General features: G+C 67.2%; 13 protein-coding genes. 8 read left to right on the forward strand and 5 right to left on the reverse strand.

The window, feature by feature from the left end; genetic code table 11:
- Positions 1 to 83: 83 nt before the first annotated feature.
- The 7 genes from QM707_RS07850 to QM707_RS07880 all read left to right on the forward strand — a co-directional run bounded on the left by QM707_RS07850 (position 84) and on the right by QM707_RS07880 (position 8308).
- Complete coding sequence (locus QM707_RS07850; RefSeq protein WP_415001295.1) at positions 84 to 725, forward strand: hypothetical protein; 642 nt, start codon at positions 84 to 86, stop codon at positions 723 to 725.
- Positions 726 to 917: 192 nt separating this feature from the next.
- Positions 918 to 4433: a DNA polymerase III subunit alpha gene (gene dnaE / locus QM707_RS07855; protein ID WP_415001296.1), complete on the forward strand. Its 3516-nt coding sequence runs from the start codon at positions 918 to 920 to the stop codon at positions 4431 to 4433.
- A gap of 57 nt (positions 4434 to 4490) precedes the next feature.
- A complete protein-coding gene (locus tag QM707_RS07860; protein WP_415001297.1) occupies positions 4491 to 5450 on the forward strand; it encodes an acetyl-CoA carboxylase carboxyltransferase subunit alpha in 960 nt (319 codons plus the stop codon).
- Between the two features lie 76 nt (positions 5451 to 5526).
- Entirely contained in the window at positions 5527 to 5835 is a 309-nt protein-coding gene (locus QM707_RS07865) for a hypothetical protein (protein ID WP_415001298.1), read from the forward strand.
- A 2-nt stretch (positions 5836 to 5837) separates the two neighbouring features.
- Entirely contained in the window at positions 5838 to 7151 is a 1314-nt protein-coding gene (gene tilS, locus QM707_RS07870) for a tRNA lysidine(34) synthetase TilS (RefSeq protein WP_415001299.1), read from the forward strand.
- A gap of 31 nt (positions 7152 to 7182) precedes the next feature.
- Entirely contained in the window at positions 7183 to 7440 is a 258-nt protein-coding gene (locus QM707_RS07875; protein WP_415001300.1) for an exodeoxyribonuclease VII small subunit, read from the forward strand.
- Positions 7430 to 8308: a polyprenyl synthetase family protein gene (locus QM707_RS07880; protein WP_415001301.1), complete on the forward strand. Its 879-nt coding sequence runs from the start codon at positions 7430 to 7432 to the stop codon at positions 8306 to 8308. Before QM707_RS07875 ends, QM707_RS07880 begins: the two co-directional genes overlap by 11 nt.
- Positions 8309 to 8324: 16 nt before the next feature.
- On the opposite strand, the gene QM707_RS07885 is transcribed toward QM707_RS07880, so the two are convergent.
- Positions 8325 to 8660, reverse strand: a complete 336-nt coding sequence (locus QM707_RS07885; RefSeq protein ID WP_415001302.1) for a DUF4870 domain-containing protein — start codon at positions 8658 to 8660, stop codon at positions 8325 to 8327.
- Positions 8661 to 8785: 125 nt separating this feature from the next.
- Positions 8786 to 10126: a metalloprotease PmbA gene (gene pmbA, locus QM707_RS07890; protein ID WP_415001827.1), complete on the reverse strand. Its 1341-nt coding sequence runs from the start codon at positions 10124 to 10126 to the stop codon at positions 8786 to 8788.
- 48 nt (positions 10127 to 10174) lie between these two features.
- Between pmbA and yjgA the strand changes: the two genes are divergently transcribed.
- The gene (gene yjgA, locus QM707_RS07895; RefSeq protein WP_415001303.1) at positions 10175 to 10708 is read left to right on the forward strand and encodes a ribosome biogenesis factor YjgA; all 534 of its coding nucleotides are present in this window, start codon (positions 10175 to 10177) and stop codon (positions 10706 to 10708) included.
- Positions 10709 to 10776: 68 nt separating this feature from the next.
- Here the strand turns inward: yjgA and tldD are convergent, their stop codons facing one another.
- The 3 genes from tldD to rng all read right to left on the reverse strand — a co-directional run bounded on the left by tldD (position 10777) and on the right by rng (position 17639).
- On the reverse strand, positions 10777 to 12219 hold the full coding sequence (gene tldD / locus QM707_RS07900; RefSeq protein ID WP_415001304.1) for a metalloprotease TldD: 1443 nt from the start codon (positions 12217 to 12219) through the stop codon (positions 10777 to 10779).
- Between the two features lie 61 nt (positions 12220 to 12280).
- Positions 12281 to 16138 carry a YhdP family protein gene (locus tag QM707_RS07905; protein ID WP_415001305.1) on the reverse strand — a complete coding sequence of 1286 codons (3858 nt, stop codon included), beginning with the start codon at positions 16136 to 16138 and terminating at the stop codon, positions 12281 to 12283.
- Between the two features lie 19 nt (positions 16139 to 16157).
- Entirely contained in the window at positions 16158 to 17639 is a 1482-nt protein-coding gene (rng, locus tag QM707_RS07910) for a ribonuclease G (RefSeq protein ID WP_415001306.1), read from the reverse strand.
- Positions 17640 to 17652 lie beyond the last annotated feature (13 nt).

The raw sequence follows: 17652 nt of genomic DNA on the forward strand, positions 1-17652 counted from the left end.
CCGCGAGGAATTCCTTGCAACCCTTCAGACTGTTCGTGCATCCAACAAACAAGACGGGCATCCAGCCCCGATAAGAGGACATCATGAACACCTTGCCGCGCCCCCGTTTCCAGGCCACGCCGTCGCTGCCGTTGGCGCTTCCGCCGAAAGGCACGCAGTCGCGCCGCCTGAGTATCGGTTCGGTCGCGATCAATGACGATGCGATGGACGATTTCAACGAAGCCTTGCAGGAAGTCGCCGGATCGGCGCCCTGCGTGCATGCCGACCAGATCGCCAGCCTGGCGCGCTGGCTGCAGACGCTGCCGACCGACATCGCGGTGGCGACGATCAACCAGCGCATGGCGCGCGTCGAGCAGCTGCGTCGCCTGCTGCACGACCAGGATTGGCACGTCAGCCCCGAGTTCGCCGAGCGCGCGCGGGTGCTGCTCGACTACCTCAACCGCTTCGACGACCTGATCCCGGACGATCTGCCGCTGATCGGCCATCTCGACGATGCGTTGCTGGTCGAGCTGAGCTGGGAAGCCTTCGCCGGTGAAGTGCAGGACTTCCTGGACTTCTGCCGCTTCCGCAGCGAACAGCAGCCGCGCGGCAGTGCGCCCGAGCGCCGCGCCGCCTGGGAGAACGACTGCCTGGCCAAGGCCAATACCCTGCTGCAGCGTCGCGAGATCCATGCCCGCGGCTATGCCCGCACGGAGCGCCTGAACCGGCCGTTCCGCGTTTACTGAGTACCAGGGGGCGATCCACAGGATCGCCGTCCGACAAATCCAGAGCACGTCTGGCGTTCGGGGCGGGTCGCAATCAGGGGCGACCCGCCCCGGCGTTTTTTCGGGCCCATGCCTGCCGTTCGATCCGCCCTGTCAAGCCTTGTCCGGGCCTACCCCCGCGCCTAAGCTGACCCCCTGCCCACGGCGTCCGGCATGGCCCCCTCCTTCGTTCACCTGCACCTGCACAGCGAGTTTTCGCTGACCGACTCCACGCTGCGCCTGCCGGCGCTGGTGCAGCGCTGTGCGCAGCTCGGACTGCCCGCCGTGGCGGTGAGCGATACCAGCAATCTTTTCGCGCTGGTGAAATTCTTCAAGGCCGCCGAAGGGGCGGGCCTGAAACCGATCGCCGGCGCCGACCTGTGGATCAGCGAAGAAAACGAAGCGCCGACGCGCGTGACCCTGCTCTGCCTGGATCATTCCGGCTACCTGTGCCTGTCGCGGCTGCTGACGCGCGCCTATCTGGAAGGCCATCACGGCGATTTCGTCGCGATACGGGAATCGTGGCTGCTGCAGGAGAACAACGGTCTCGCGGTGATCGCCGGCCGCGAAAGCCCGATAGGCGCCGCCGTCGCCTCCGGTCGGTCCGAACTCGCGCGCGACCGGCTGCGGACATGGCGAGACGCCTTCGGCGATCGCCTGTACCTGGAGCTGACGCGCACGCACCGCGACGGCGAGGAGAACTTCAACAACGCCGCGCTGGCGCTGGCCGACGAACTCGACCTGCCGCTGATCGCGTCGAACGACGTGCGCTTCCTCGAGCGCGACGATTTCGACGCGCACGAGGCGCGCGTCTGCATCGCCACCGGGCGCGTGCTCGACGATCCGCGCCGGCCGCGCGATTTCAGCGCCGAGCAGTACCTGAAATCGCCGGAGGAAATGGCGGCCCTGTTCGCCGATGTTCCCGAAGCCCTCGAGAACACGGTGGAGCTGGCCAAGCGCTGCAACCTGCAGCTTTCGCTAGGCACCTACTACCTGCCCGATTTCCCGGTGCCGGAAGGGCATACGCTCGAATCGTGGATACGGCACGAAGCCCATGCCGGTCTCGATCGCCGTCTCGCGACCTATGCGCTGGCCGAGGGCATGGCGCGCAGCGACTACGACGCCCGCCTGGATACCGAACTCGACGTCATCGTCAAGATGGGCTTCCCCGGCTACTTCCTGATCGTCGCCGACTTCATCAATTGGGGTAAGCGCAACGACATCCCGGTCGGCCCCGGTCGCGGTTCCGGCGCCGGTTCGCTGGTGGCCTGGTCGCTCGGCATCACCGACCTCGACCCGATCCGCTACGACCTGCTGTTCGAGCGCTTCCTGAATCCGGAACGCGTGTCGATGCCCGACTTCGACATCGACTTCTGCATGGATCGCCGCGACGAGGTGATCGACTACGTCGCGCGCAAGTACGGCCGCGACAAGGTCAGCCAGATCATCACCTACGGCACGATGGCGGCGAAGGCTGTCGTGCGCGACTGCGGCCGCGTGCTCGGCCTGCCCTACGGCTTCGTCGACGGCATCGCCAAGCTCATCCCGAACACGCTCGGCATCACCCTCGACGATGCGCTCGGCCGCTCGGATGCGGCGAAGAAGGACAACAACCTCGTCTCCGGCGAACTGGTCCAGCGCTATCACGACGAAGACGACGTGCGCGACCTGATGGACCTCGCGCTCAAGCTGGAGGACCTGACGCGCAACGCCGGCAAGCACGCCGGCGGCGTGGTGATCGCGCCGCGCCCGCTGAGCGATTTCTCTCCGCTTTTCGCCGAACACGTGGGCAAGGGCGAAACGGCCAAGTCCGTCGTCACCCAATTCGACAAGGACGACGTCGAAGCGGTCGGCCTGGTGAAGTTCGACTTCCTCGGCCTGCGCACGCTGACCATCATCGACTGGGCGGTGAAGGCGATCAACGCCCGGCGAAACGCCGCGGGCACGGAGCCGCTGGAGATCCTCGCCCTGCCGTTGGACGACCCGAAGACCTACGCCCTGCTGTCGCGCGGCGACACCACCGCGGTGTTCCAGTTCGAGTCGCGCGGCATGAAGGATTACATCCGAAAGCTGCAGCCGCAGGTGTTCGAGGACCTGATCGCGCTGGCCGCGCTGTATCGTCCTGGCCCGCTCGGCGCCGGCATGGTGGACAACTTCATCGATCGCCGGCACGGCCGCGCCGAAGTCAGCTATCCGCATCCGTTGCTGGAACCGATCCTGAAGCCGACCTACGGCGTCATCGTCTACCAGGAACAGGTGATGCAGATCGCCCAGGTGCTGGCGGGCTATTCGCTCGGCGGCGCCGACCTGCTGCGCCGTGCGATGGGCAAGAAGAAGCCCGAGGAGATGGCGAAGGAGCGCGTCAAGTTCGAAGGCGGCTCCGAAAGCAATGGCATCAATGCGCGCGTGGCGACGACCATCTTCGACCTGATGGAGAAGTTCGCCGACTACGGCTTCAACAAGTCGCACTCGGCCGCCTACGCATTGGTCGCCTACCAGACCGCCTGGCTGAAGGCGCACCATCCGGCCGAGTTCATGGCCGCGACGATGTCGTCGGACATGGACAACACCGACAAGGTGGTCAACTTCCTCGACGACGCGCGCGCCAGCGGCTTGAAGGTGCTGCCGCCCGACGTGAACGCTTCCGGCTACATGTTCGAGGCGCTCGATGCGCGCACCGTGCGCTATGGCCTGGGTGCGGTGAAAGGCGTGGGCCGCGGCGCCTGCGAGGCGATCGTCGAATCGCGATCGAAACAAGGACAGTTCCGCGACCTGCTCGATTTCTGCCAGCGCGTGGATTCGGCCAAGCTCAACCGTCGCGTCATCGAAGCCCTCGTGCAGGCCGGCGCGCTCGACTCGCTCGGCGCCAACCGCGCCTCGCTGATGCTGCAGTTGCCGGAAGTCCTGCGCGCGACCGAACAGCTCGCGCACGAACGCGCGGCCGGCCAGACATCCCTGTTCGGCGGCGGTGGCGATGCGCCGACGATCCATATCGAACTGCCGACCGCCAACGACTGGACGCTGGAGCAGAAACTGCTCGGCGAACGCGAAACCCTGGGCCACTACCTCAGCGGCCATCCGCTCGATCCCTGGAAGGACGAACTTGCCGCCCTGGTCGGCTACCACCTCGGCGAAGTCGACCGTTTGTGGAGCGAACGCAAGGACCGTCGAGGCGAAGCGCAGGTCGTGTTGGCCGGCCTGGTCACGGCCGTGCGGCGCCGCGGCGACAGCCAGGCCTTCGTGCAGATCGAGGATCGGCAGGGCCGGCTCGAATGCGCCTTTTTCAGCGACAGTTTCGGCGAGCACGCCTCGCTGCTGTCGCGCGATCGCATCGTCATCGTCGAGGGCAGCCTGCGCGAGGACACGTTCAACGGCGGCTTTTCCTTGCGCGCGAGGCAATGCTGGGATTTCCGTGCGCTATGCAGCCAGCATGGCCGCCGGCTGGCGCTGACCGTGGATCTGCGCCAGCAAGGCGTCTGGGATCGCCTGCAGCACGCCCTGGCCGGTTTCCGCCCCGGCGGCACGCCGTTGCGCCTGGACCTGCTGACCGCCGATTCGCGCGGAACGATCGACCTCAACGGCAGCAATTCGGTGCGCAGCGACGCGGAGCTGATCAATGCCCTGCGTGCCCTGCCCGGCATCAGCGGCGTCAGCCTGGCCCTGCACCGGCCCTGGGCCGCCGAGCGCTGAGTCCTCCCGGCGACCGGCCTGCTAGACTTTGCCCCCAATGCCTGCCTGAACCCCCGCATGAATCCGAACTTCCTCGACTTCGAACAGCCCATCGCCGACCTGGAAGCGAAGATCCAGGAGCTGCGCCGGGCCAGCCACGGCCCCGCCGTGAACATCGAAAGCGAGGTTTCCGGCCTGCAGGAAAAGCTGAGGGCACGCACGGCGGAGATATTCCAGTCGCTGACGCCCTGGCAGATCTCGCAGATGGCCCGTCATCCGCAGCGCCCGTACACGCTCGATTACATCGGCCTGATCTGCGACGAATTCCACGAGCTTGCCGGCGACCGCGCGTTCGCCGACGACGAAGCCATCGTCGGCGGCCTCGGACGCATCGACGGACGCAGCTGCGTGATCATCGGTCACCAGAAGGGCCGCGATACCAAGAGCAAGATCCGGCGCAATTTCGGCATGCCGCGCCCGGAGGGTTATCGCAAGGCACTGCGTCTGATGAAGATGGCCGAACGTTTCGGCCTGCCGCTGTTCACACTGATCGATACGCCCGGCGCCTATCCCGGCATCGGCGCCGAAGAGCGCGGCCAGTCGGAAGCCATCGCCCGCAACCTGCTGGAAATGGCCGAACTGCGCATCCCGGTGATCTGCACGGTCATCGGCGAAGGCGGTTCCGGCGGCGCGCTCGCCATCGGCGTCGGCGACCGCACGCTGATGTTGCAGTACGGCACCTACTCGGTGATCTCGCCGGAAGGCTGTGCGTCGATCCTGTGGAAGTCGGCCGACAAGGCCAAGGACGCCGCCGAAGCGCTCGGCTTGACGGCGCAGCGCCTGATCGAGCACAAGCTGATCGATCGCATCGTGCCCGAGCCGCTCGGCGGCGCCCATCGCGATCCCACCGCAATGGCCGCGACGCTGAAGCAGACCTTGCTCGAAGAACTGGCGGCGATCGAGAAGGTCGACATCGAGACGCTGCTCGAACAGCGCTACCAACGCCTGCGCAGCTACGGCGCTTACGAAACCGCCTGAATCTCGCTTGCCCTGCCGCTGAGGCGGCCCTAGAGTGCGACGACCGCCAGCCCGGCGGCCACTCAGGGAGAACGGCATGATCGTCAAACGCGTGGGGGCACTGTCCCTCGGCAAGCTCATGGGTCTCATGTACGGCGGCATCGGTCTGTTGGTCGGCGCGATTTTCGGTCTGGTGAGCATGGTCGGCGGCATGGCGGGCCTCGCGGCGCAGGAAGGTGCCGAGGGCGCCGCTGGCGCCGGATTCATGGCCGGACTCGGCCTGGCCGCCGTCGTGATCTTCCCGATCATGTACGGACTGATGGGCTTCATCGGCGGCCTGCTCTCGGCCGTTTTCTACAATCTCGCGGCTCGTTTCGTCGGTGGCGTGGAGCTCGACGTCGAGTAGCGATGAGCGCCGCGCGAACGCTTCCAGTCAGCTTCGACTCCGGTACCGCGACGCTCGTCGGCTTCAGCGGCGGCCTCGATTCCACCGTTCTGCTGCATGCGCTGGCGGCGACGCCCGCGATCCGACTCGCCGGGCTTCGCGCCATCCACGTACATCACGGCCTGCAGCCGCAGGCCGATGACTGGGTCGCGCATTGCCGGAAGGTTTGCGCGGAACTGGGTATTGCCCTTGCCGTGCATCGCGCCGGCGTCGACCTCAGCAACGGCGATGGTCCGGAAGCGGCTGCGCGCAACGCACGCCACGCCGCGTTCGCGCAGGAGCTGCAGCCGGGCGAACGCCTGGCGCTGGCACACCATCTCGACGACCAGGCGGAAACCGTCCTGTTGCGCCTGCTGCGCGCCTCCGGCAGCCATGGCCTGGCGGCGATGCGCGCGGAACGCGAATTCGCAGGCGGACGCCTCTGGCGGCCCTTGCTGCACGTGCCGCGCGCGCAACTGCTCGCTTATGCACGGGCTCATGCGCTGCTTTGGGTGGATGACACGTCCAATACGGACGAACGCCTCGATCGCAACTACCTTCGCCATCGCGTCTTGCCGCTGTTGCGGGCGCGCTGGCCGTCGGCGAGCGAACGCCTGGCCCGCAGCGCGGCCTTGCTGGCCGAGGAAGCGACGGCCCTGGAACAGGATGCTTCCGGTCGGCTGGCCGTCGCGCGAACCGCCGACCCGCAGGCCTTGCGGGTTTCGCCCTTGCTCGCCGAAACAGCCGCGGCGCGAAGTCGCGTCCTGCGCTTGTGGATCGCAACCCTCGGCTACCCGCCGCTGCCCGCCATGGCGGTCGCGACCTTGGAACATCAACTATTGCCAGCCGCGCCCGACGCCCAAGCCGAATGCCACTGGGCCGGGCATGTGATCCGGCGCTGGCGCGATCTCTTGCATGCCGAGCCGCAATCGGACGGGCTCGCGCTGCGATGGAGCTGCCACTGGGACGGCGTCGATCCGCTGCCCCTGCCTACGGGCGACCGCCTGGAACTGCAGTCCGCCAGCGCGGGCACGCTTGTCGGCGCCGCTGAAACCGGCTCGGCTTTTCGCATCGCCGCACGCCAGGGCGGCGAGCGCATCCGCCTTGCGGGGCGCAAGCATTCGCACAGCCTCAAGCATGTGCTGCAGGACCTGGGCGTTCCACCCTGGCTGCGGCGACGCCTGCCCCTGCTGTTCGCCGCCGACGGCGAGCTGCTGGCGGCCGCCGATCTGGCGATTTCCGCGCGAATGCACGATTGGCTCGGCGAACGCGGCCTGCAGTTGCGCTGGCGGCATTGACCGCCCCGCGGCGGACTCGCACACTTTCGCCATGGCCGCCAAAACCCCCGCCTCGCCGCCCTCGCCCGTCGCCGAATTCGAACGCTCGCTCGACGAGCTCGAACAGCTCGTGCAGAAGATGGAACAGGGCGAGCAAAGCCTGGACGAATCGCTGGCGGCCTACGAGCGCGGCGTTTCGCTTTACCGCCAATGCCAGAGTGCGCTCGAGCAGGCCGAACAGCGCGTGCGCCTGCTGGCCGATCCGACCCAGCCCGAAGCCGCGCAGGAATTCTCCGGCGATGTCGACTGAGGCCCGCCTGGCCGCCTGGGCGGCCCGGGCCGAAGCCGCGATCGAACGTCGCCTGCCCGCCGCCACGGCGATACCCGCGCGCCTGCACGCCGCCATGCGCCATGCCTGCCTCAATGGCGGCAAGCGCATCCGCCCCCAGTTGGTTTTTGCCACTGGCCATTTGTTCGGCGCCGACGAGGGTGCGCTCGACGACGTCGCTGCGGCGATCGAATTGATCCATGCCTTTTCGCTGGTGCACGACGATCTTCCGGCGATGGACGACGACGACCTGCGTCGCGGTCGCCCGACCGTGCATGTCGCCTTCGACGAAGCGACCGCCATCCTCGCGGGCGACGCGCTGCAATCGCTCGCCTTCGAAACGCTGACGCACGTCGCCGCGCCGGCAGAGACGCGCCTCGTACTGATCGATACGCTGGCCCGCGCCAGCGGCTCGCTCGGCATGTGCGGCGGCCAGCAGCTGGACATGGATGCGACCGGCAGCCTGCTCGCGCGGTCCGATCTCGAACGCCTGCACGCGCTGAAGACCGGCGCACTGATACGCGCCAGCGTTCGCATGGGGGCTTTGGTCGGCGCCGCCGATGCGGCGATGCTGGAACGCCTGGATGGTTTCGCGGCCGACCTCGGCCTCGCCTTCCAGATCCGCGACGACATCCTCGACGTCGAAGCCGACGACATCCAACTCGGGAAGACCGCCGGCAAGGACGCCGCGCAGGACAAATCGACCTACGTCGCGCTGCTCGGGCTGGAGGCTTCCAAGCGCCTGCTGGCGGAGCTTTCGGAAAAAATGAAAGCGGCCCTGGGGCCGCTTTCGGAGCGGGCCGACGGTTTGCGCCGGCTCGCCGAGTTCGCCGTGGCGCGGGCCTACTGACCCGCGCGAGCAGCGATTACTTGATCAGGCGCAGGGCGAACGGATAACGATAATCCACGCCCTCGTTGGCCTTCAGGCCGGCCATGATGCACAGGATCAGGTTGGCGATCATGACGCCGAAAACCACCAGAATGCCGATCAACACCATGGTCAGGATCATTCCGACGATATAGGCGATCGTCACGGTGATCTGGAAATTCAGGGCTTCCTTGGCCTGGCTGTTCAGCCAGCCCTTGTCGGCCTTGTCCTTGTTGATCAGCCAGATCACCAGTGGCCCGATGAAGCCGATCAGGATTCCCGACAGGTGCGCGACCATGCCCATGGTCTTGTCGTCTTGCGAAGCTTCGCTCATTGCTCTCCCCTCCAGAAGGGCCGCACCGTACGGTGCGGCTGCCGTGAATGTCCGCTGCCGGGCGCGCCATGTCAACCCACGGCCGGGCAAGCAAAGTTCAAAACGCGAGGGAAGGCCCCGACCGGTCAGGACTCGCCGGCGACCATCATGCGACCGACCAGGATCGAGCCGCAGCGGATATGCGAGCGCGGGTCGATATCGGCGCCCACCGCTTCGATGGCGAGGAAGATGTCGCGCAGGTTGCCGGCGATGGTGATCTCGTCGACGGCATGCGCGATCCGGCCGTTCTCGATCCAGAAGCCGGCCGCGCCACGGGAATAGTCGCCGGTCAGATTGTTCACGCCCTGGCCCATCAACTCGGTCACCAGCAGGCCGCGCGACAAGCCGGCGACCAGCTCGTCCAAGCCCTCGCTATTGCTGTCGACATCCAGGTTGTGGATGCCGCCGGCATTGCCGGTGCTGGACAGGCCGAGCTTGCGGGCCGAATAGGTGCCGAGCACATAGCGCTGCAGTACGCCATCGCGCACGAGGTCCTGCTCGCTCGTCGCCACGCCGTCGGCATCGAAGGCGGCCGAACGCAGGCCGCGGGCCAGATGCGGCCGTTCGCGCAGTTTCATCCATTCGGGGAACAGCCGCGTACCGACGCTGTCGACGAGGAAACTGGCCTTGCGGTACAGCGCTCCGCCCGATACCGCGCCCAGCAGGTGGCCGACCAGGCTGCGCGCCATTTCCGGCGCGAACAGCACCGGATATTCGCCGGTCGCGATCGGGCGCGGGTCCAGTCGCGCCAGCGTGCGCTCGGCGGCTCGCCGACCGACTTTGGCCGGCGCCTCCAGGTCGAGCGAAGACAGCGCACTGCTGTACCAGTAGTCGCGCTGCATGCCATCGCCGCTGCCGGCGATCAGCGAGCAGGAGATCGAATGATGGCTGCCGCGCTCGGCACCGACGAAACCATGGCTGTTCGCGTACAGGGCCACGCTCAGGCCGGTATTGACAGCGGCACCATCGGAATTGCCGATGCGCCGGTCGACGGCGCGCCCGGCGGCTTCGGCCTGCAAGGCCAGTTCGATCGCCGATTCGGCATCGATATCCCAGGGATGCCATTGATCGAAATCCGGAAAGCTCGTCGCCAACCGGTCCGGGTCGGCCAGGCCGGCTGCGGCATCCTCTTCGGTGAAGCGGGCGATCGCGCAAGCCTGGTCGACGGTCGCCTCCAGGCTGGCAGGCTGCAGGTCGGCGGTGCTGGCCGTGCCCTTGCGCTTGCCGAAGTACACCGTTACCGCCACGCCGCGGTCGCGCGTGTGCTCGACCGTTTCGACGTCGCCCATGCGCACGTTGACCGCCAGTCCCTGGTCTTCGCTGAGCGATACCTCGGCCTGGCTGGCGCCGCGCTCGCGGCAACGGCGCAGCACATCCTCGGCGAAGCCGGCGAGATGCCCGGCGTAGGCGGGACCGGGTTTGGTGATCTGCGTGGGGGTGTCCATACTATGCCTGTCTCCCTATTTCATTCATGCATGCGCGGCATCGACGACGACACCGGCGAATTCCTGGGCCCCAGCCGCGGCGAACAACGCCGCGAAGCCTTGGCCGTGCTCGATCTGGCGACCGCGCTGATGGCGCAGACGCCGGCGCGGCTGGCGCAGTTGCCGCTGGGCGAGGAGCTGCTGGCCCTGGTGCTGGATTGCCAGCGCATCACCGCGCAGATCGCCCGCAAGCGACAGACGCAGTTCCTGGCGAAGAACCTGCGACGGGAGGATGAATCCGCGCTCGACGCCATCCGCGCGGCCCTGTCGCACGACAAGGCCGATACCCGCCGCGAATCGGCTGCACTGCACCGGATCGAAGCCTGGCGCGACCGATTGATCGCCGAGGGCGACGTCGCCTTGTCGGAACTGTTGCAGGATTTCCCGCAGGCTGATCGCCAGCACCTGCGCCAGCTGGCGCGCAATGCGCACCAGGAAAAACTGCAGAACCGTCCGCCGCACGCCTACCGCGAACTGTTCCGCGAACTGCGCGAGCTGATGGCCGAAACGCCGGCGCAGGACTGACCGCGCCTGGCGAGGGGCGCGCATCCGCTTGTGCGATCCGCCGTCGAGCATTTTCGCCGGCCGATTCATCAGGCCTGCGTGCCGCCCACCGTCATCGCATCGATCTTCAACGAAGGCTGGCCGACGCCGACCGGCACGCTCTGACCGTCCTTGCCGCAGATGCCGACGCCGGCGTCGAGCTGCAGGTCGTTGCCGATCATGCTCACGCGCGTCATCGTCTCCGGGCCGTTGCCGATCAGGGTCGCACCCTTGACCGGGCGTGTGATCTTCCCGTTTTCGATCAGGTAGGCCTCGCTGGCGGAGAAGACGAACTTGCCGCTGGTGATGTCGACTTGCCCGCCGCCGAAGTTCGGCGCGTACAGGCCGCGCTCGACCGACGCGATCATCTCGGCCGGATCGTGATGTCCGGCCAGCATGTAGGTATTGGTCATGCGCGGCATCGGCAGGCTGGCGAAACTCTCGCGCCGCCCGTTGCCGGTGGGCGCCATGCCCATCAGGCGCGCATTCAAGGTGTCCTGCATGTAGCCGCGCAACACGCCGTCCTCGATCAACACCGTGCACTGCGTCGGCGTGCCCTCGTCGTCGATGTTCAGCGAACCGCGCCGCGACGCCAGCGTGCCGTCGTCGACGATGGTGACGCCGGGCGAGGCGACGCGCTCGCCGATGCGCCCCGAGTACACCGACGTTCCCTTGCGGTTGAAATCGCCTTCCAGGCCGTGTCCCACGGCCTCATGCAGCAGCACGCCGGGCCAGCCCGGGCCTAACACGACTGGCATGGTGCCGGCCGGCGCGTCGACCGCCTCCAGATTCACCAGCGCCTGACGCAGGGCCTCGCGCGCGATCGATTCCGGACGGCCGCCGGAGAAAAGCTCCTGGTACGAATATCGTCCGCCGCCGCCGGCATAACCCGACTCGCGCCGACCGTTCTGCAGCACGATCACCTGTACGTTGAAGCGCACCAGCGGACGCACGTCGGCGGCGACGGTGCCGTCGCTGCGCGCGACCAGAACGGTATCGATGGCGCCGGCGAGGCTGACGATGACCTGCTGCACGCGCGGATCGGCGGCACGCAACCAGGCATCGATCTCACGCAACTTGCCCACCTTGTCTTCGGCCGGCATGCCGTCGATGGGATCTTCGCCGGTGTAGAGCGCGCGCCCCGCGACGACGATGCGCTGGCCCGAATTCACCGTCGAACCCTCGCGGCTGATCGCACGCGCCGCCGCCGCCGATTCGATCAAGGCTTCGCCGCGGATGTCGTCGGAATAGGCGAACCCGGTTTTTTCGCCGCTGATGGCGCGTACGCCGACGCCTTGTTCGATGGAATGCGCGCCGTCCTTGACGATGCCGTCCTCGACCGTCCAGTTCTCGCGCCGGCTGTGCTGGAAGTAGATATCGCCGGCGTCGACGCCCGGGCCCAGCAAGCGCGAGAAGGCGCGATCGACGTCGTCCAGGCCGAGACCGGTCGGGGAAAGCAGGCGCGATTCGGCGCGGGCAAGCGATGAGTTCATGGAAGACTCGTTGGGAGATGGGGACTAGATGCGGGCGGATACGGCACGACGCAAGCCTGCATCAGGGTTGTGCCTGTGCCGTGGCGGACTTGGCCGGCCCGCGTTCGATGACTTCGACGTCGGGTTTCTGCCACGGACCGGTGACGCGGTAGACCACGCGCGTGGTCTGCTTCAGCGGCTTCTGCAGCACCGCCTGCGCCACCAGTCCGACGGCGGCGCCGGCCGGGCCGCCGGCCAGCATGCCGATCGCCGGCAACACGCTACCGGCCTTCGGAAGCACTTCGACGCGCTGGTCGTAGGTCTGGTCGCGCATGCCGGTGGTGCCGCTGACGCGGATCTCGGCGGCCGGGCCGTCGACCCGCAGATTGTCGGTTCGCGCCTTGCCGCCGCTGAAAACGAAATCGCCGCGCGCCGAATTGAAGGCGAAACCCTTCGAGAAGAAATCGCTGAAATCCAGGCTCAGGCGTCGCGGAATCTCGGCGATGCTCATCAGTCCGAGCATGCGGCCAGAGCCGCCCGGTTCGACGTCGAGCAGGCGTCCTTCGCCGATGTCGGCACGCAGGGTGCCGTTCATCGTCGCCAGGCTGAAAGCGCCGGGCGAGCCGGGCCAACTGCCGGTGAGCGTCGCGCGCGTCTTGCCCCCTTGCACCATGCCGGCGAAACCGAGCGCATCGAGCATCTGTCCGAGGTTGTTGGCTGAAAAATCCAGCCGCATGTTCGAACGCGTGGCCTCGTTTTCGCGCACCCACTCGCCTGCCACGCTCAGCGACAGGGTCTTGGCGCGAGTCTCGAACTTCTCGATGCGCATGCCGGCGGGAATCGGCCGCGTCACCAATTCGGTCTGCCCCAGTTGTGCCTGGCCGAAACGCAGATCTTCGATATTGAAACGCAGCGGTGGCAGCGTCGATGGATCGCTCACTTCGACGATGCTGGCCGCAGCGGGCGCGGATGGCACGCCCGGCTCGACGCCCGCGTTCGCCACGCGAGCCGCTTCGGCCTGCGCGCTGACCGATTGCGCCGCCAGATGCAGCTTGGAGAATCGTCCCTGCACGCCGTCGGTCAATTGCGACGGCAGGTTCACCGTGCCCTCGATGCCGACGCCTTCCAGGCGAATCTCGGAAGCATTGCCCGCGCGGCGCAGCTGCAGATGGGTGTCGGCGAAACCGCGGTCGATCAGCTGCAACTGGGCGGCGCGCACGTCGATGTCGTTGAGCAGCGAACCACCCTCGCCCTGCGTCGAGAAGGCGATCCAACCGGTGCTGTCCAGCACCGGCACGTTGCCGCGCACCGACAGGCCGCGCGCCGGCATCGCCGCCGGTTCGCCCCCGCCGAAGTGCACGCTTCCGGTGAAAGGCTTGTTCTCCCGGATCAATCCGCGCAAGCGCATGGTTTCGCCAAGGCGCAGCTGCAGCGTCCCTTCTTCCAGCGGCAAGCTGGCTTGCAGCTCGAGCGGCCAGGTTCGTTCCGGCGACTTGTCCAGAGGCGCCGGCAGGGCCATCGCCACGCCCTGCAGGTCGCTGCGCACGAGCAACCGCGACGGTGGCGTCTTTCCGTCCGCACCAGCGACCGGCACGCTGACGCTGACGTTCCATTCGGCCTGTCCGCTCAAGCGCGGTCGCAACCAGGCCATGCCTTCGTAACGCTGCAACAAGGTCTGTGCGGAAAATCTGCCGGTCAGATCGGCCCGGGCGGCCAGCGTCGGATCGTCGGCATGACGGCCCACGCGCAAATTGAACACCGCCGGCTGCTCGTCCAGGCGCACGGACAGATTGTCGGTCGCAAAACCGTCCTGATCGAAGTGTGTACGCCCTGAAACACCGGTGAAGCGCAGGTTCCAGCGCGAATCGGCCAACACCGCATCGGTCAGGTCGAGCGAACCGGCGATGCGGGCATCGTGTTTGCCGGCCTGTAGCGGCAGGCTCAGGTCGAGCGCGACATCGGCCTCGCCATCCACGCTGGCGGCCTTCAGGTGCTCGCCGTAGCGGCGATTCAGCGGGCTGGCGATCAGCAGCTTGCGCAGATCTTCGGCCTTGCCGTCGGCGACGATGTGCAGGTCCAGGGGCGTGTGGCCGAAGTTCTCGATGCCGCCGGTGAGTTCGCGGACATGCGTACCGAGCAGTTCTCCCTTGCCGCTCGCGACGGAAAAACCCGGGCCGTCGAATACGACGTCGAGATCCAGCTTCCTGCCCTCGGGCCAGTCGTTCTGGAACTTCAGGGTGGCGTTGCGCACCTGCGCGCGCGCATCGAACGCGCCGCCACGGTTGCGGAAAGGCCAATCGTCCAGATCGCCGCCGATGGCGACGCGTCCCCCGATCACATCGCCCTCGACCAGGGCGCGATCGAGCCACTCCACCGCGGGCTTCGGCATCATGCCGCGCAGCCAGAACTTCTTGGCCACATCGAAATCCGACGGCGACAGGTCGGCGGCGAGGTCGAGCGTGGGCTTGCTGCCATCGGCCTGCAAGCCGATCTCGAAACGGGCGCGCGCATCGTAACCCTCGCCATCGACGCCCAGGCCCGTCGCGCCGAGCACCCAATCCTTGTCGCGACGCCAAAGACCCAGGGTGCCGCTGAGTCGTACATCGAGCACGTCGCGGAATTCGGTCGGCCATTCGAATCGCACCGGCGTGGATTCGACGCGCATCACGCCGCCGTCTTCGTCGAAGCGGATGCGTCCGGACAAACCGGAGAAACCGGGCCGCGTGCCGGCCGCCTGCAGACTCAACGCCTCGACGCGCAAGCCGCCGCGCAATCGGCCGCCGATGCCGCGACTCATCTGAACGTCGCGCAATACCGCGCTCGGTTGCGATCGCGCCAGGAAGCTGCGCAGGCCGACCGGCAACTCCTTCGTCAGCGACAGCAGCGAGGCCAGCGGCTGCAGGTCGAGCGAATCGGCGCGGGCGGCGAACGAGCGCCCACCGCGAACCTGCAAGCCGTCGAGCCGCGCTTCGCGCCCCTCCTGGCGCACCTCGAACTCGCGCACGCCCAGCTGCCACTGCCCTTGTTCCGATCGCCACCGCGCCAACGCGCGCAGGTGTTCGAACTGCGCACGGGCATAGTCGGATTTTCCGCCGCCGATCGGAATGCGATCGGCCGATCGCCACGAAGCCTCGTCGATGTCCGCATCGACGATGATGTCGTCAATCCGCTGCTGCTCCAGACGCAACCAGACATCGGCCTCGGCCTTGCCGCCCAAAGGCACGAGGCCGAGGCTGGCAAAGGCCGAAGACCAATGCGCCAGGGCGATATCCCGGCCGCCGACCCAGAGCCGGCCAGAGCGGCGCTCGCGGTCCATGTCGAGCACGGCGGTGACCGGCGGACTGCCCAGATCGGCCCAGACGCTGGCCCCGACGCGCACGCGGTCTTCGTAGACGCGTACGCGCACATCGGAGCGCGGCATGCGCACGTCCACGCCGCTGCGCAAGGAGCGTACCGTCAATTGCGCTTTCTCGATCTGCAGTTCGCCGAAACCCTCGAGCCGCTCGAGCGGATCGGCCTGCTCCTCGCCGGGCAATCCGATCGCATGCCAGCGACCGTCGGCTTCCTGTTGCACGGTCAGGGCGAGCTCGCGGATCTTCAGTTCGGTCAGCGGCCGGTTGGGCAACAGGCCCGAATACACCGCGACCTGCAGCTGCGCGCGACCGATGTCGAGCACGTCGTCGCCTTCGCCGACGCGCAGGTCGCTGAGCGTGAACAAGGGGCCACGCCGCGTCCACACCGCCTTCGCGCTGGAAAAGCTCACCGGTTCGCCGACGCGCTCGCTCAGCCAACGGGCGATCTGCTGCGGATGCTGCTCGACCAGCGGCAACAACTGGTTCACCACGCCGACCAGGGTCGCCAGCAGGATAAGCAGCACCAGCGAACCGTAGCCGAACCATCGGCGCCAGTGCCGCAGTTGGCGGCGCAGGACGGCTTTCATCGGCGGAAGCGATCCGCCATCAGAGCAGCACCACGTCGTACTGTTCCTGCGCGTACTGCTCGTCGGCCTGGAAGCGGATGGACTTCCCGAGGAACTCCTCCAGCTCGGCCACCGCCGAGGATTCCTCGTCGGTGATCTTGCCGACCACTTTGGGCGAGGCGATCACCAGCAACTGCAGCGCCTCGAACTGACGAACCGCACGGGTGATCTCGCGGAAGATCTCGTAGATCACCGTTTCCGCCGTCTTCAGGCTGCCGCGGCCGCCGCATTCGTGGCATGGCTCGCAGAGCTGCCGTTCCAGGCTTTCGGTGGTGCGCTTGCGCGTCATCTCGACCAGGCCCAGCGGCGAGAACTCGTAGACCGTGGTCTTGGCGTGATCGCGCGACAGGGCCTTCTCGAGCGTGCGCAGCACCTGCCGCTTGTGCTCGTCGTCGGTCATGTCAATGAAGTCGATGATGATGATGCCGCCGAGATTGCGCAGGCGCAGCTGGCGCGCGACCGATTGCGCGGCCTCGAGATTGGTGCGGTATACCGTCTCTTCGAGGTTGCGCTGGCCCAGGAAGGAGCCGGTATTCACGTCGACGGTCGTCATCGCCTCGGTCTGGTCCACGATCAGGTAGCCGCCCGACTTGAGCGGCACTTCTTTCAGGAGCGCGCGCTGGATCTCGTCTTCGACCCCGTACAGGTCGAAGATCGGTCGCTCGCCCGAATAATGTTCCACCCTCTCCGCCAAATCGGGCATGAACTGGCCGGCGAAAGCGCGAAGCCGGTCGCAGGTTTCGCGCGAATCGACGCGAACCTTGTCCACGTCCTTGCGCATCAGGTCGCGCGCGGCGCGCAGCGGCAGCGACAGATCCTCGTAGATTCGCCCGCCGACTTCGGCGCTGCTGCCGGCTTCGCCGATGATGCGCCAGGCACGGCGCAGGTATTCGACGTCTTCCGCCAGGGCTTCCGGCGTCTGGCCCTCGGCATTGGTGCGCACGATGTAACCGACGCCGCTGCCTTCCACCAGTTCGGTCATCAGCGCCTTCAGGCGCTGGCGCTCGGCTTCGTCCTCGATGCGGGCCGAGATGCCGATCACGCGCGAATGCGGCAGCAGGACCAGGTAGCGCGACGGCACGGAGATCTGCGTGGTCAGGCGCGCACCCTTGCTGCCGATCGGATCCTTCACCACCTGCACGACGATTTCCTGCCCTTCGTGCACCAGCGAGGTGATCGGCGGCGGCGGACTCGGCGCGATCGCTTCTTCGCCCTCGCCGGACTGCGCCTGCGTCAGCCGCAGGATGTCGGAAGCGTGCAGGAAGGCGGCGCGCTCCAGCCCGATCTCGACGAAGGCGGCCTGCATGCCCGGCATCACGCGTTGCACGCGGCCCTTGTAGACGTTGCCGACGACGCCGCGACGCGACGTGCGTTCGATGTGCAGTTCCTGCAGCATGCCGTTCTCGACCAGGGCGACCCGGGTTTCCCGCGGCGTGACGTTGATGAGTATTTCTTCGGACACGGCGTTCCCGTTT

Origin of the sequence: Arenimonas sp., assembly GCF_047602345.1 — a bacterium.
Taxonomy (GTDB): Bacteria; Pseudomonadota; Gammaproteobacteria; order Xanthomonadales; family Xanthomonadaceae; genus Arenimonas.

Coding starts and splice junctions, on each gene's coding strand:
- QM707_RS07850 (WP_415001295.1), top strand. CDS start 84: ATGAACACCTTGCCGCGCCCCCGTTTCCAGGCCACGCCGTCGCTGCCG.
- dnaE (WP_415001296.1), top strand. CDS start 918: ATGGCCCCCTCCTTCGTTCACCTGCACCTGCACAGCGAGTTTTCGCTG.
- QM707_RS07860 (WP_415001297.1), top strand. CDS start 4,491: ATGAATCCGAACTTCCTCGACTTCGAACAGCCCATCGCCGACCTGGAA.
- QM707_RS07865 (WP_415001298.1), top strand. CDS start 5,527: ATGATCGTCAAACGCGTGGGGGCACTGTCCCTCGGCAAGCTCATGGGT.
- tilS (WP_415001299.1), top strand. CDS start 5,838: ATGAGCGCCGCGCGAACGCTTCCAGTCAGCTTCGACTCCGGTACCGCG.
- QM707_RS07875 (WP_415001300.1), top strand. CDS start 7,183: ATGGCCGCCAAAACCCCCGCCTCGCCGCCCTCGCCCGTCGCCGAATTC.
- QM707_RS07880 (WP_415001301.1), top strand. CDS start 7,430: ATGTCGACTGAGGCCCGCCTGGCCGCCTGGGCGGCCCGGGCCGAAGCC.
- QM707_RS07885 (WP_415001302.1), bottom strand. CDS start 8,660: ATGAGCGAAGCTTCGCAAGACGACAAGACCATGGGCATGGTCGCGCAC.
- yjgA (WP_415001303.1), top strand. CDS start 10,175: ATGCGCGGCATCGACGACGACACCGGCGAATTCCTGGGCCCCAGCCGC.
- tldD (WP_415001304.1), bottom strand. CDS start 12,219: ATGAACTCATCGCTTGCCCGCGCCGAATCGCGCCTGCTTTCCCCGACC.
- QM707_RS07905 (WP_415001305.1), bottom strand. CDS start 16,138: ATGAAAGCCGTCCTGCGCCGCCAACTGCGGCACTGGCGCCGATGGTTC.